This window comes from Methanosarcina siciliae T4/M, assembly GCF_000970085.1.
Taxonomy (GTDB): Archaea; Halobacteriota; Methanosarcinia; order Methanosarcinales; family Methanosarcinaceae; genus Methanosarcina; species Methanosarcina siciliae.
Map to the genome: position 1 here is coordinate 4,554,046 of NZ_CP009506.1, position 14,173 is coordinate 4,568,218.

At 45.3% G+C, this 14,173-nt stretch carries 11 protein-coding genes; all 11 read right to left on the reverse strand.

Annotated features, from left to right (window positions below; genetic code table 11):
• Positions 1-363: 363 nt before the first annotated feature.
• Positions 364-1,281 carry an S-layer glycoprotein N-glycosyltransferase AglJ gene (aglJ, locus tag MSSIT_RS19095; protein ID WP_048174031.1) on the reverse strand — a complete coding sequence of 306 codons (918 nt, stop codon included), beginning with the start codon at positions 1,279-1,281 and terminating at the stop codon, positions 364-366.
• Positions 1,282-1,406: 125 nt separating this feature from the next.
• Positions 1,407-1,958 carry a TATA-box-binding protein gene (locus MSSIT_RS19100; protein ID WP_011024211.1) on the reverse strand — a complete coding sequence of 184 codons (552 nt, stop codon included), beginning with the start codon at positions 1,956-1,958 and terminating at the stop codon, positions 1,407-1,409.
• Positions 1,959-2,152: 194 nt separating this feature from the next.
• Positions 2,153-3,268: an SMC-Scp complex subunit ScpB gene (scpB, locus tag MSSIT_RS19105; protein WP_048174032.1), complete on the reverse strand. Its 1,116-nt coding sequence runs from the start codon at positions 3,266-3,268 to the stop codon at positions 2,153-2,155.
• A gap of 45 nt (positions 3,269-3,313) precedes the next feature.
• Positions 3,314-4,390 carry a segregation and condensation protein A gene (locus tag MSSIT_RS19110; protein ID WP_048174033.1) on the reverse strand — a complete coding sequence of 359 codons (1,077 nt, stop codon included), beginning with the start codon at positions 4,388-4,390 and terminating at the stop codon, positions 3,314-3,316.
• Complete coding sequence (gene smc, locus MSSIT_RS19115) at positions 4,383-7,910, reverse strand: chromosome segregation protein SMC (protein ID WP_048174034.1); 3,528 nt, start codon at positions 7,908-7,910, stop codon at positions 4,383-4,385. The genes MSSIT_RS19110 and smc overlap by 8 nt, the downstream gene beginning before the upstream one ends.
• Before the next feature lie 52 nt (positions 7,911-7,962).
• Complete coding sequence (locus tag MSSIT_RS19120; RefSeq protein WP_048174035.1) at positions 7,963-8,922, reverse strand: hypothetical protein; 960 nt, start codon at positions 8,920-8,922, stop codon at positions 7,963-7,965.
• A gap of 803 nt (positions 8,923-9,725) precedes the next feature.
• Entirely contained in the window at positions 9,726-9,905 is a 180-nt protein-coding gene (locus MSSIT_RS19125; RefSeq protein WP_231590046.1) for a hypothetical protein, read from the reverse strand.
• A gap of 661 nt (positions 9,906-10,566) precedes the next feature.
• Positions 10,567-12,546, reverse strand: coding sequence for a ferrous iron transport protein B (gene feoB / locus MSSIT_RS19130; RefSeq protein ID WP_048174037.1), 1,980 nt, complete (start codon positions 12,544-12,546; stop codon positions 10,567-10,569).
• A gap of 44 nt (positions 12,547-12,590) precedes the next feature.
• A complete protein-coding gene (locus MSSIT_RS19135) occupies positions 12,591-13,256 on the reverse strand; it encodes a metal-dependent transcriptional regulator (protein WP_048174038.1) in 666 nt (221 codons plus the stop codon).
• A gap of 258 nt (positions 13,257-13,514) precedes the next feature.
• Positions 13,515-13,970, reverse strand: coding sequence for an N-acetyltransferase (locus MSSIT_RS19140; protein ID WP_082089074.1), 456 nt, complete (start codon positions 13,968-13,970; stop codon positions 13,515-13,517).
• A complete protein-coding gene (locus MSSIT_RS24385; RefSeq protein WP_197080303.1) occupies positions 13,945-14,160 on the reverse strand; it encodes a hypothetical protein in 216 nt (71 codons plus the stop codon). Before MSSIT_RS24385 ends, MSSIT_RS19140 begins: the two co-directional genes overlap by 26 nt.
• Positions 14,161-14,173: the final 13 nt, after the last annotated feature.

A 14,173-nucleotide genomic window follows, 5' to 3' on the forward strand; every position in this document is an offset into this window, starting at 1 on the left:
CTCAAGCTTTCAATTTATCTGTAAGATTATCATGCAGGATTAATACGTAAGTAAAGGGATTGTGAATTAGAACATAAAAGGAAAGTAATTATATATAACACTATTTAAAAAAAAAACTTTAACCTAGATCAACTTTACTTGACTTAAGGAGTAATGGGTGCCGAAAATATACAATAACGGATTAAAATAAGTTGATTAGAATGAGCTTTTAAAATTTGGTGGAGAATAAGACAAGTAAAGTTGATTTAAGGAAAGATTATTTCAGGAAAAATTAGGGAAAAAATGAGATAAAGAATAAAATGAAGGTTAAAATGAATGATTACGATAAAAAAATAACAGCGACCGAAAAAAGGAGATTTTAGGTTATTTTCCCTGCCTGTTTTTCTCCTGGATCAAACCTACGGTTTGCCTGTGGAGAGTTACTATAAGGTCGCTGAGCATCCCGAAGATAAACATCTGAACCCCGAATATGATAAACAGTGTTGTGAGAATTGTAAGGGGGATGCGGGTAATCCCCTGGAACCACTGGGACACCACAAAGATTCCCGTAAACAAGCCTGCCAGGATAAAGATAGAGCCCAGAATCCCGAAGTAAAACATCGGGTTATGTACTTTTGCAAGCCTGTAAATGGTAGATCCGATTTTTATCCCGTCTTTCACAGGGTTTAGCTTGGTTGCTCCCTGCTTGCTCCTGGGGAGATAGGTAATAGGGACCTCTTCGACTCTCTGTTTTTTCAGGACACATTCCACAGAGATCTCGGTCTCAATTTCAAAGCCTGTTTTGTTGAGTTCCAGTTCCCTTATACTTTCGAGAGTAAATGCCCGGTAGCCGGAGAGAATGTCCCTTAACTGTACATTATAAGCGATGTCAAAAAGCATATTTATAAGGCGGTTGCCCACAAGGTTAAGCCTTGTAAAAGCCCCGGGAGAATACTTTTCCAACCGGTTGCCTATAACATGGTCGGCTCTACCTTCCAGGATAGGCCCAAGGAGAGAGGAGGCTTCTCTGGCAAGATATGTCCCGTCACCGTCGAGCATTATTACATAGGGGCTCCCGATAAGCTCAAAAGCCTGGATCATTGCCTGCCCTTTACCTCTTCCGGTCTGCAGGACAACCTTTGCGCCTTCTGCCTCTGCAATCTGCGCTGTCCCGTCCCTGCTGTTTCCATCGATTACGAAAATGTTGGAAAACCCTTCTTTTTTAAAATCTTTAATAAGATTCCCTATCGTTGCTGCTTCGTTAAGTGTGGGAATAAGAATACAAACATCTGCGTTGTTCACGTTTCACACATATCCTTTGTTTGAACCTCTACGCATATCGCAGAATCCGTTTTTATTCGGGTACTATCCGTGTTTTCCACAAGACAGATAACAATTGAGATAATGAATAGAAAGATTGAGGGTTCTTATAAAAGTCCCATATTATCGAGCTGCTGACGGACTACTTCTACACCCCTTTCACAGTCTTCAGGGGATTTTCCGCCTGTAACTACCAGTTTTCCGGAACTGAAAATAAGGACAACTACCTTGGGCTCATCGATCCTGTACACAAGCCCCGGGAACTGCTCGGGTTCGTATTCGATATTTTCAAGCCCAAGCCCGATTGCAATTGCGTTGAGGTTAAGGATGGTGTGCAGGTCTGCTGAGGCAACTATATTCTGGACAGTAATCTGCGGGTTTTCCATTGTCTTGATCCCGATGCTGTTCAGCTTTTTTGCCATGTTGCCGATAACTGTATGTACGTCAGCAACGTTTTTTGCTCCCGTGCAGACAACCTTTCCGGAAGTAAAGACCAGGAAAGCAGCTTTGGGGTCCGAAACTCTGTAGACGAGCCCCGGGAACTTCTGCTTGTTGTACTCGGCGCCTTCGAACTCGGATTCAATCACAGTTAAATCAAACTCTTCAGCGAGTTTGGTGGATGCGACCACGTTTTCAATTTTAATGCTAGATTCGCTCATTCGTCAACCCTCAGTATATAAAGCAAGAGTAATATCCTCTAACCAGTATATAAAGCTATAGTTAAATGCCTTGCATACTATATAAATACTATATATAAAGAATATAAATACAACAGAAAAACTTAAATTATGGGCGCCAGTAAATTCAAAAAAATTAAGATAGAATGGGGCTTCCGCCTCGGCTTTAAGACACTTTATTCTTCAAAGTTTTTCAAGCCTTCAAGAATGGAATCATATTTTTTGCAGACTCTTTCGAGAAGGTCTCCCTCTACAGTGCGATGGGTGGGAACCAGAATTTTTGCTCCTTTACCTATGGTCACCCCCTTACCTGAAGTCCCGTAATCCGGAGCAGCAAGGACGCCGTCCGTAGAAATCCTTAGATTGAGGTCGTTTACAATCTTTGAAACCATCTCGGTTGCAGGCTTTACCTTCTTTTCTACGAGTAAAGCCGAAGACACATACTTTTCCCGGGTCTCCCTGATCTTTTGTAGGGTTTTTTCCACGGTTTTCGGGTTTACTTCATCGGGAAGTTCCTCGGCGAGAAGAGAAACGGCTTCGATAAGGTCATCAAAGGTCGTTGACCGCACCTCAAGGATTTCCCCGTCACAGTGCTGTTTCACGGCATCAAGGTAACCTGCGGTTACCACAAGCACATCCGCCTCAAGCAGGCGGGAAATTTCCTCTTTGGACGGGCAGTAGGCATTTGCAACAAAATAGTCCTTAATCCCGCACATCTCCATAAGGGATTCGTACATTGGAGTCACTGCAATGATTTTTTTCCCAATCCAGAGGTCAATCTCACTTTGTCCTCCCTGTGCCTTTAAGAGCTCAATTATTTTCTCTTTTATGGCATTAGGGTCGTTTCTTTTGAGACCGAAATAATCTGCAAACAGTGGGGTTGTGGAAAGCTGCCTGCTCCTCCCGCAGGGTACGGAATCAACAAAACCTCTCTCAATCAGGTCTTTTATATGGTCATAAGCTCCACTCCCCCTCATTTCGATAAGGTTGGACTGGAGCAGAGGCTGATGATAGGCAACCATGGAAAGGGTCCGGAGTTTGGGGGCTGAAAGTTCCTTTGGGGCAACCTCCCGCATGAGTTCGGAGTACTCGGGCTTTACCTGCATGACGTAACGTTCACCAAGGTCCAGGATTTCGATGCCTGAGCCCCGGGAAGAGTAAGCCTCCATCAGTTCCCGAACTACCAGAGAGACATTCTTTTTTGGCATTCCGGTAATTTTCATAAGTTTTTCAAGGCTTACTGCCCTGCCTGCAGCAAAAAGAGCCGCTTCGATAATTTCAAGCTCACTCATAAGTTTCACGACCAGAAAAGAGGATAAGATTATAATTCGGTTGAGTTAACGTGTTTCTTCAGGAGAGTTTACAGGGGAATTTATATCTATATGTTCCGGTTCAAAGGAAAGAATATCAGGATACCCGGCATCCTCAGGCCCTCCGTCCATGCACTCAACCTGAGCTTTACTGCCTGCAAACTTTTCCCCTCTGGAAAGTTCAGGCGCGGAAACATCTTCTATTAAGCCCTGTTTCATCTGATGAAAGAGAGGCGGGTTGCCTTCGGTGGAAAAACCTGATTCTTCTCCGGGGTAAATGTACAGCTCCCCGAACATTTCATTCTGGAAGAGCCAGATCTTTCTGCTCGAAGCAAGAAATAGAAGCGAAAGGTAGTCCATGACCCGGTCTTCACTGAGTTGAAGAAGTGAGGAAAATTCCACAACAGACTGCTTCATAAAGAGTTCAACAAGCCTTGCCCAGATAAGGGCAAGCCTCGAGCTTATAGCCTCATCATGGGCAATCCCGAGCACGTCTCCGGTAGCCAGGGGAGCGTCAGGGACATCAGGTTCTTCTGCAGCCAGCCGGGCTTTTTTTTCATTTTTTCTTGAGAGTGTCCTTTCAGCTTTTTTGAGCTCCAGAATAAGTTCATTCAGAGTGACAGGCCTTGTGGAATGGCGGCGGACAGGCAGCTTCGGGATTGGGAACTCATCAGGCTCGGGAAGATATTCGTCATCGAAAAAGCCGGGGTCAAAATCCTCAGCTTCCTCTTCTTCCACCTCAAGGATTACTGAAGACTTCATGCGGAGGAGGATAGCGGAATAAAGGAGAGTCCGGGAAGAAATCCTCAGATCCATTTTCTGTAGCTCTTCTACCCTCTGCAGAAAACTGTCGGTTAGCTGCACAATGTCGATATCCCAGGGATCGACCTTTCTGTCTTTTGCAAGTTCGACCAGGATGCCAAGAGGCTCGTAGGTATCAAACTCCGAAAGGTCAAGCAGAGCCCAGTCAACGCCAAGGTAAGAAAGAGTTGTTGGAAGCCCGAAAAAATCTGGATCTGAAAAAAGAGAGTCCTTTTCCCCGGATTCGCGTGGGGAAGGAAGGCCGGAAATGTTGAGTGCCGAATTATCTATAAGTTCAGCCATTAAGCTTCACTCCGGTAATGCTCGTGATATTATTCTCCTGCATTGTAACCCCGATCGTCCGGCTTGCAGCCTGGATCATGGGTTTTCTTAAGGAAACAACGATGAACTGGACTTTTGAGCCTGAAGTTTTAACCCTCCTTGAAACCCTTTCCACATTCCAGCCGTCAAGGAACATGTCGATTTCGTCAAAGGCGTAGAAAGGAGCAGGGCGGTATTGCTGGATTGCAAAGATGAAAGCAAGTGCCGTAAGACTCTTTTCTCCTCCGGACATAGCTTCTATGCGCTGGAGGGTCTTTTCTTTTGGCTGGGCTCTGAGGGTCATTCCTCCTGCAAAGGGATCGTCGGGATTTTCCAGCAGGAGTTCACCCATGCCGTCGGAAAGCTCGTAGAAAATGGCCTTGAAATTGGAATTTATACTCGTATAAGCTTCCATAAAGGCGTCCCGTTTGAGCTGCTCGTACTGGTCGATGCGTTCAAGGAGCTGTTCCCTTTCGGAAAAGAGCGTGTCGCGTTTACCCTGCAGGTCGGAAAGCCGGAGTTCAACCTCATTATACTCATCGATTGCCCGCATGTTTACGGGTTCAAGCCTGCGCATAGCTTCTTCGATTGCCTGGATCCTCATGTAAACGGTTTCGTAACTAGGGACCTCTGAGCTTTCTTCTATGCCCCTCCTCTCGATCTCTTCAAGCAGTTGCTTTTCCTGGTCAACAAGGGCACTTTTAGTAGCTGTAAGTGTAAGGACATGTTGCTTTGCCTTTTCCAGAGTAGTTGAAGCTGTACTGACCCTACGCTTTACTGCAGTGTATTCAACCTGAACACTTTCCCTTTCCTTCTGGAGCCCTATAAGTTCATCGGAAAGCTGAAGTTCCCGTTTCTGTTTCTCTTCAAGCAGTGCTTCAAGTTCCGAAATCTTTGCCTTAAGAGAACCCATTTTTTCCCGCCTTGAAGCTTTCTTTTCATCAAGTTCCCTGATAAGCTCCTTTGCCTCGGTAATCTTCTGCTCAGCATACTCTTTTTCAAGCTGCAGGGCATTCAGGCTGGCTTCGGTATCCCTGATCCTGCCATCAAGCCTCCGGATTTCCTCTTCCACAAACTCGGCTTTTTTGTTGATCTCGGGGAGAGGGGAATCAGCCAGCTTTGCCTCAAGTTCGACAACCTGAGCCTCAAGTTCGGAAGCCTCTGCCTCTTTTTCAGCCTTTTCCGCAATTACCCTGTCCATTTCAGCCCTGAGTTCCGTCCTTGCCTCTTCAATTGCCCTCAAATCTGCCTGTTTGGACTCTAGGAGGTCGGCAAGTTTTGCTTCCCTGCCGGCAATTTCCTGAAGCTCGAGTTCTTTTCTGGAAATACTGGCTTCACAGTCGCGGATTTTCCTGCTCAGCTCAAAAACGTGGCTTTCAATGCTGTCCTGTTTACTGATCGCTGCATTCCGGCTTGCGTCAAGAGATTTAATCTCTTCTGCAAGTTCAAGAAGTTTATCTTTTTCTGCGGCTGCAAAAGAGATCCCGGATTTTGAAGAGAGAGAACCCCCAACCATTGCCCCGCTCTTTTCAAGAAGCTCCCCTTCAAGAGTGACCATTCTCGCCTTTCCCATCAGGCGGCGGGCACTGGCAAGGTCTTCCATAACAAGGGTATCCTGAAAAACATACCAGAAAGCGGGTTCGAACTCGGGGTCAAATTCAATTAGATCGATTGCATATCCTATTACACCATTTTCATAATTGAGGCTTCCAAGCCGCCTTGAATCCCTCATTTTGTTAAGCGGCAGGAAAGTAGCCCTTCCGCCCTTTCTCCTCTTAAGAAACTCGATTGCTTCAGCAGCATCTCCGTCGTTATCCACAACAACTGCTTGCATCCTGTTCCCTGCTGCAACCTCAAGAGCTGACGCATACCTGCGGTCAACTTTTCCGAGCTGGGCAATCGTCCCGTGAATTCCGAAAAGTTCATTCTGCCGGGAAGCCCCTATTACCATTTCCACAGCCCTTGAATACCCGCCTCCATGTTCCGAAGCCCGGACCCTTGCCTCGGCAATTGCATATTCCTGCTGGAGGCTGTGCAGCCTTCCCTCAAGTTTCCTGATGTCTTCCTTTATCCTGAAATGGCTGCTCTCGATGTCGTCCCGGTCTTTTATAAGGGATTCCAGGTTTCCCGTAAGTTTCTCGATCTCATACTGGACAGAAAGCGTATCACTGTCAGAGGCAGTAACTGCAGCTTCGGCATCCTTGATCTGGTTTTCAATATCCCTCAGTTCCGAGGATTTTCTTCGGAGAGTATCAAGGAGCCGGTCCTCATTGCGGATAAGCTCGTTTTTCTCGTTTTTAACGTCCTCAAGTTTCTTGCGAGCAGCCATGAGCTCGTCTCTTGTTGCCGCAAACCTGGCATCCACATCCGCAATCCTGCTCTGAAGCAGCATACGCTCGGTTTTTCTCTCGGATAGCTCGGATGAAATGCTCTCTTTTCTCACATTTTCAGCTTCGATTTTCTCTTCGAGCTCCTTCACCTTGCCTTTTGTGGCGTCGATGTCAACAAAAGCTTTTCTGCGCTTTGCGTCAGCATCCTCAAGTTCGGATTCCGAAAGTTCGATGCTATCCACACAGCGGGAAATTTCCCCTTTGGTCTCTTCGATTTCCCTTTTGATCTGCAGCTGCTCATCTTCCCCTTTTTTCCGGATTTCAAGGGAAATTTGTTCAAGGGCCTGTTCAAGGGCTTCTAATTCCTTTACCCTCTCATCCAGCAAAACCTGAACTTTTTCAAGGTGCTCTTCTTTGCCTGCAAGTTCTTTGTCCACATTTTCCAGTTCGGTTCTGGCATCCTTGAGCTTGGAGAGCAGGACATAACCTTCAAATTTGATTTTTTCAGTTTTCAGAGCCTGATATTTCAGGGCCTGGTCTCGTTCCCCGGAGAGTTTTCCAAGCTGGGCACGCACCTCTTCAAGAATGATGTCCACGCGTTCGACCTGCTGCCGGACGACCTCCAGCTCGCCGAGAGCCTTTTGCTTGCGCTCATCAAACTCCGCAACTCCGGCAATCTCATCAATAATCTTTCGCCTTTCCACAGAGCTCATGGAGATGATCTGTGTGACATCTCCCTGCATCACCACATTGTAACCTTCAGGCGTTACTCCCGCCTTTGCAATCTGGGAATGGATTTCTCCCAGGCTCACGGCTTTTCCGTTAAAGTAAAAGTAGCTGTAATACGCATTTTTTGTCCGCTTGACCTTTCTTGAGACCACAACCTCATCAATCTCTAACGGCAGCTTGCGGTCAGTATTGTCAAAACGGATCGTAACCTGGGCAAAATCGGGCTTTTTTGTCTCATCACCATTGTAAATAAGATCCGTAAGTTTTTCAGCCCGGAGGGTCCTGGAGCTTGTAAGCCCGAGTGCAAAGAGAATCCCGTCTATGATGTTCGACTTCCCACTCCCGTTTGGACCGGAAATAGTGGTAAAGTCATTGTAAAAGGAAATCTTTACTTTTTTTCCGAAGGACTTGAAATTAACGAACTCAATTTCTTTTATGTACACGGAATGCCTCTGAGGTTTTGCGTTTTTGAAGAAGTATTCGTTTTTTTCAGCCTCATTGTTTTCGGAGATCTTTCCGGCTGCAGGTTATAAGCTCAGCATCTTCATTATCCCTGACGTCCACGGATTCATCGATTGTCTGTTTTTTCGGGACCTTTTCGGCGATTATGTACTCGCATTTATAATCTTCAGCAGGCCGGGCTTTTACAGGATCTGCCTTCAAAGGAGATTGGGGTCTCAGAGAAGATCGCAGGCTTGAAGGGGACGCCTTTCCGGCCTGGGGTACAGGAGTTGACTGCCTCGGATTGCCTCTAAACCGTTTTCTATCCCCGTTCTCGGCAATAATATATTCACACTTTGTTTCAACAATTTCCTGTTCATCGAGTTCTTTTGGCTCAACTTCCTTGATTTTCAGCTGGACTTTTGCATTTGTACCCGGCAGGGAGGCAGGACCTTCCCTGAAACCAATCATTTCACGCCCGGCAGGTTTTTCTTTCCTGAACTCAAACCTGCTCTTTGGCTTTCTGGAGAGGGGAGGAAGGTCAAGGGGATCTTCGAGAACCGGAAGAGAAACAGGAGGAGGAGATGGAGATACGGTATTTTGCATGTTTCCCAGAGCTGCCGAGAGCTTTTCAACTTCTGTTTCCAGCTTTTTTATAAGCACTTTCTGGTCGAGCAGCTCCCTGACAAGGCCATCCTGAATTCCTGCCATTTCCTTCAGCCGCCGTTCTGCCATTACAGAGTCATTTTCCTTTCCGGAATTTAATTCGGCTCGCAGTTCATTGAGGATTGAAGCTCTGAGTGTTGAAGAATCGTGGAGTTCCGTCAGTTCGGCTCTGATTTCGGAAAGGATCTGGTCCTTAAAAGAGTCCAGCTCAGAACTGTTTTCCATTTCGGCATGCAGTTCATTGAGAACCGAAATTTTGATTGATTTTTTGAGAGTCTCGAGCTCCTCATAAGTTATTGACAGTCGCCTTTTAGGTGTGTTGTGCAAGTCCCTCTGTCCAGTTCTCATGAAAAATACCTCTAACAATAAATTTGGGTCCCGTCTATCCTTATGTCTGAAATTTTGCTACCATGAAACATCAGTATAATATACTTTGATTTGATTTGACAAATTTAAATAATGTGTATAGAGTACATGTAATCTTACTTTATATATATATGGTAATCGATAGTATTCAGCCGACTCGGAATAACTTTAGATTATATTATAATAAGATTACTTTATTAACTTTTCTGAAAACAGCCTCAGAAACCATTTAACATAACAGAAGAAATTGAATAAAATATGAAATTTCCAAAGGAAGAAGATTTCGAGGGTAGAAAAGCCTGAAAACAGGTGAGGAAGAGGAAAAAATACTTTGAAAAAGCCGGGATCGTTTATCACAGTTCACTCCATAAAAAATTGCACGGATGTTAAAATGCCTCACCCCCAGACAGACAAGACTGAAATCCGGCATCTAACAAGCCCCTGAAGAGAAGAGCGATCCTGAAGCGTACAGGGACCGAAATATAGAATAAATATGTTTTGTAATGATCGGTATAAAAAAGTTTAAATAAGGGAACTATGGAAAAATTGCCCTTCCGGGAGGAAGCCCCCTGAAAGCCGGATAAAAGAACGCAAAAGAGAAACTAAAAAGAAGAGAGAAGTCCAGAAACCCGGAAGTATAGAGAATAAAGTATTACATATACAAAACAGCGATTCAATCGGGACCTTTTAGAAAATAGATAATGAAACCCAAAAGTTAACTCCAAGGGAAAAGAGTTAAACAGTTGGATTTCAAATGAGGGTTGGGAATATTTTAGGGGAAAGTGTTACTTAATGGACGGGAGAGACTCATCGAAATTGAGTAGTACACTCTGCCTTGACTGAATTTTGGGGGATGTACTGCAATCCACCTCCAGAGCGGTCTCGTCAACAATGGAACCGTGGGTTCCAGTGCTTTCAAGGAAAAGTTGAACCTCTTCAACCTCTGGCTCTCGGAAATGATCCATTTCGAAGATATCCATAATAACACTAAACACGTTTTTGTGTAAGTGATCGGTAATCCGAGTCATCGGGAATAAACAGGATGCATGTAGTATTAATAATTTACGGGAATGGGAAAATAAGGGAAAGAGTAGTAAATTAGTGTATTAATATATAAATATTGTGCCCGGCTTACAGAACTCGATTTTTCAGGAAAAAGCCCGGTAGAACAACAAAAGAAGTTATCTGCTTTTTAATCCAGTTACTAAACAAATAAATAGATTAATTTTCTCCTTAAATACTCATTTTTATCCATTTTAAAAAAACACAAGCGTATCCCTCTTCCTTAATGACCTGAAATATGTAGCATATGAATATGTAGCATATGGGAAGAATATAGAGACAGAATGTCAATCCCCGATCAATTGAGAAACACAATCAGGAATTCAGTAAAGATTATTTCAGTTCTCTTTCCCTGCGCCGCAAAAGGCTGAGGCCGCCTTCCAGCCAGAAAAAATAATTTCTGAGTCACGGAAGCGATTTTCGGATTATCTGTAATTTAATTCCAGCCCTCTTGAACGAAGTAAGAAGTATTACTTGCCCGTAGATTAGTCCTCTTGAGCGAGCGAAGCGAGTGAAAAGGACCTCGTGCTCCCGAAGCGAAACTCGGGAAGCGAAGCTCGGGAATTACAGGAAGAGAGGCCCGAAAACCCGGATCAAGACCCCGACCACAAGAGCAAGGATTATTGTAAAGAGAACAATTGCAGTAGTATCCTTCGTTCCAAGTTCGTGTTTAAGTACTGCAATAGTTGCCACGCAGGGGACATAGATGGTTGTGATTACTGCAAACTGGTACATCTGAAGGGGAGTCATTACGGCTGCGAAGTTAGCTGTACCTGCAAGTACTGCCAGGATCTGGAGAGCCATTTCCTTTCGGAGAATCCCGAAGACCAGAGCTGTTGCGGCAAAAGCCGGAAGACCTAACAGGCCGACAGATATTGGTTCCACAAAGTCCTGGAAGATAGAAAGAAACCCAAGGGCGTCGGCAATTCCCAGGGCTGCACTCCCGACCAGCAGCAGTGGAAAAGCGATGTATAAAAATTCCCGGCTTTTCATCCAGGTCTTCCTGAGAGTGGATTTCAGTTCGGGTTTTCGGAGGGGGGTCATTTCCATAATAAAGCCGCTTCTCTGGCCCGGAAGGGTTCTTCCGAGAATCCAGCCCATTGCTGCAATGATGAAGACCTCCATCACATAGATTGAGACCGCAGGCCAGAACCCAACAAATGTCCCCACAAGCCCCAGAATAATAACGGTCCTTGCAGAGCAGGGGATAAGAGAGATGAGAAGCGAAGCGATCCTCTTTTCTCTCCGGGTGCCGAGGGCATGCACTGCCATAATCGCAGGGACGTTACAGCCAAACCCCAGGACCAGGGGGATAACGGCTCGCCCGTGAAGCCCTAGCTTATGGGTCAGGTTGTCCAGAAGAAAAGCTGCCCTTGTCAGGTAGCCCGAGTCCTCGAATATGGACAAAATGGCATAGAAAACTGCAATATACGGGATTGCAATTGCAAATCCGGCTTCCACCCCCCTCAGAGAATAGAGGATCAGGTTTCTGAAAAGAGGGGACATGCCAAGAGTCATTTCCTCGACGGGCTGGATTATATGAGGCTCGAAAAGGTCGTCCACAATCCAGGCCTCAAGGAAGCCACCTATCTTGAAGACGAGAAGAAAAGTAAAAAGCAGGGCAGCTATGAGCACCAAAATCCCGAAGTTAGGTGAGGTAAGAACTTTATCTACCCTGTCCCGAAACCTTTTTTTCGGCTCAAACGACGAGACCACACTATCCACTATATACCCTGATTCTCCGTACAGGTCTCTTGCAACGGTATCCGGGACCGAAATTCCATGATCGATCTCAAGGTTCTGTCGCAAGCGCCGGGCAGAAGAGAGAATGGCATTGGCTTCAGGAGGCATACAGCAGAGTTCCACAAACTCGGCATCGTTCAGTAGAGCTGCAATTTTAACAGTCTGGGAAGTATCCGGAAAAGCATGGTCAAGACTGGATAGAGCCTGGAGGATCCACTGGCTGTACTTTACCCTGTGGTGCGCCTGGACTTTTTCTTTCTCTTCGAGCGCCTGGAGTATTACCTCGTCAAGCCCTACCCCCCACGTTGCAACGGTGGGGACTACAGGCAGGCCAAGGAGTTCTGAAAGTCTGTCCGTATCAATAAGAATCCCGAGCTCAGCGGCCAGATCCACCTGGTTTAAGGCGATAACCATAGGGATATCGAGTTCCAGAAGCTGCAAGGTCAGATAGAGGTTTCTCTCAAGCCTGCTTGCATCAAGGACGTTGACTATGACATCCGGCTGGTCTTCAATAAGAAATCTTTTTGTTACCTTTTCGTCTTCGTTTGCCACCCCGAGAGAATAAATTCCCGGCAGGTCGACTACTTCAACAGTTTTTTCCCTGGCTTTTACACTTCCCCTTGTAAGCGCTACCGTAGTGCCGGGGTAATTGGACACCTCAACCCCGACACCTGTAAGCCTGCTGAAAAAAACACTTTTTCCAACACTCGGATTACCTATGAAGGCCAGCGTCACATCATAAGGAGAATCTTTTTGACCTTTATTGCCAGGGGTACAGCATGAGCTGGAAATCCCTATCATGCCTCCGTTAGTTTTTCCCGTAAAGTACCGTCATTTTCCCGAATTTACGCAATTTTGCCTTTTGGAGTGATGAAAATTTTCTTTGCAATATCCCTTCCAAGAGCAATCTCAGACCCGACAGCCATGACAGAGATGCAGCCCTGTTTTTGCTTGCGCCGGACTTCTATATCCTCTCCGGTGAGGATACCAAGCGAGGTTAAACGTTCTTTTGTTTCCCTCGGAAGGGTTACCCTTGCAACCGTGCCCGAACTTCCCTCTTTCATTTCGTCGAGAGGGATGAATTTTTCTTCGCGCTGCAGGTTGCATTTATCGATATTTATCGGGTGCCCGTCAGGGCAGTACTCCGGATTACCCAGAAAATCGTAAAGTCTCTCAAGCACCGAGTCTGAAACAGCATGTTCAAGCTCACAGGCCTCCCTGTGAGCTTCCTTTCTGTCAAAATCGAGGACTTCAGCCAGAAAAGTCTCAAGCACCTGGTGTTTCCTCTTAATTCGAATAGCTTCTTCAGCCCCTTTTTCAGTCAATTCAACCCCTTGATAGGGCTTATACTCAACGAACCCCATAGAATGCAACTTTTTGATCATTTCCGTCACACTGGGTGAAGACACGTTCAGTTCTTCTGCAATTTGTTTGGTCTTTGCAGGACCATGATTTTTCGTAATGAGGTAAAGAATAGTTTCTAAGTACTCTTCGATTCGATCCGTATGCATTAACACCATCCCGACAACACATGCCCAAAACTTTTCAGGAATGATAATTAGGACAACCTAAAAAGAATGATCGATGGATAAATAACTTTTGGTTTTTACCTGCTTAAATAAAATCAAGTTGAAAAAAGCTTAAAACAGGGATTTTCTCCCCCGAATGTCGGCATGAAAAAGATAAAATAACAGATTCATGAGCCTTGTAATAAGAGCCTGGAATTCAGGAGTACTGAAGCCCGGAGACTCCTGAAGGTTCTGAAAGGCTCAGGCGTCGATAGACCTGAGGACTGCAATCTCATTACAGTCAGGGAATTTGGGACATCTGATACATCCGGACCAGATTTTCCGGGGAAGGCTGTTTTTATCCACGATATTGAATTCCATGGTTTCAAAAAAACCGGGCACGTAAGTAAGAGCAAAGACTTCTTTCATGCCGAGTTCTTTAGCGTCCTCAAGACAGGATGAAACAAGCTTAGAACCAACTCCTTTCCTTGAACAATCTGGCCTAACTGCGAGAGCAAGGATTTCGGCAAGGTCTTCCCAGACCACATGCAGGGCACAGCATCCGACAATCTCACCTGCTATCTCACAGACATAATAGTCCCTTATGTTCTCGTATATCTCACTCAGAGAACGAGCAAGCATGAGCTCTTCCTTAGAGTAGGTGTTGATGATCTGTTTCATCTCAACAACATCACTTATCCTGGCTTTTCTGATCAATTCCTGTTTCCTCTGAAGCGGCAATTATGTTTTGCAATAGAAATTCTGCGGAATTATAAGCATTTGCCTCATTCCAACTAGGCAATACTGTACTTCTGGATAAGAAATTATCCATACCTGCAACCTGTCCAGAAGGTAAGTATTCAAAAAGTGAAACCTGTAAAATAAAATTTGGGTAAAAAGATGCCATGTAAAAGAGATAG

Excerpts from the sequence above, each read along its gene's own strand:
- feoB (WP_048174037.1), bottom strand. The coding sequence starts at position 12,546 with ATGATAGGGATTTCCAGCTCATGCTGTACCCCTGGCAATAAAGGTCAA.
- MSSIT_RS19100 (WP_011024211.1), bottom strand. The coding sequence starts at position 1,958 with ATGAGCGAATCTAGCATTAAAATTGAAAACGTGGTCGCATCCACCAAA.
- scpB (WP_048174032.1), bottom strand. The coding sequence starts at position 3,268 with ATGAGTGAGCTTGAAATTATCGAAGCGGCTCTTTTTGCTGCAGGCAGG.
- MSSIT_RS19120 (WP_048174035.1), bottom strand. The coding sequence starts at position 8,922 with ATGAGAACTGGACAGAGGGACTTGCACAACACACCTAAAAGGCGACTG.
- MSSIT_RS19135 (WP_048174038.1), bottom strand. The coding sequence starts at position 13,256 with ATGCATACGGATCGAATCGAAGAGTACTTAGAAACTATTCTTTACCTC.
- MSSIT_RS19125 (WP_231590046.1), bottom strand. The coding sequence starts at position 9,905 with ATGGATCATTTCCGAGAGCCAGAGGTTGAAGAGGTTCAACTTTTCCTT.
- MSSIT_RS24385 (WP_197080303.1), bottom strand. The coding sequence starts at position 14,160 with ATGGCATCTTTTTACCCAAATTTTATTTTACAGGTTTCACTTTTTGAA.
- MSSIT_RS19110 (WP_048174033.1), bottom strand. The coding sequence starts at position 4,390 with ATGGCTGAACTTATAGATAATTCGGCACTCAACATTTCCGGCCTTCCT.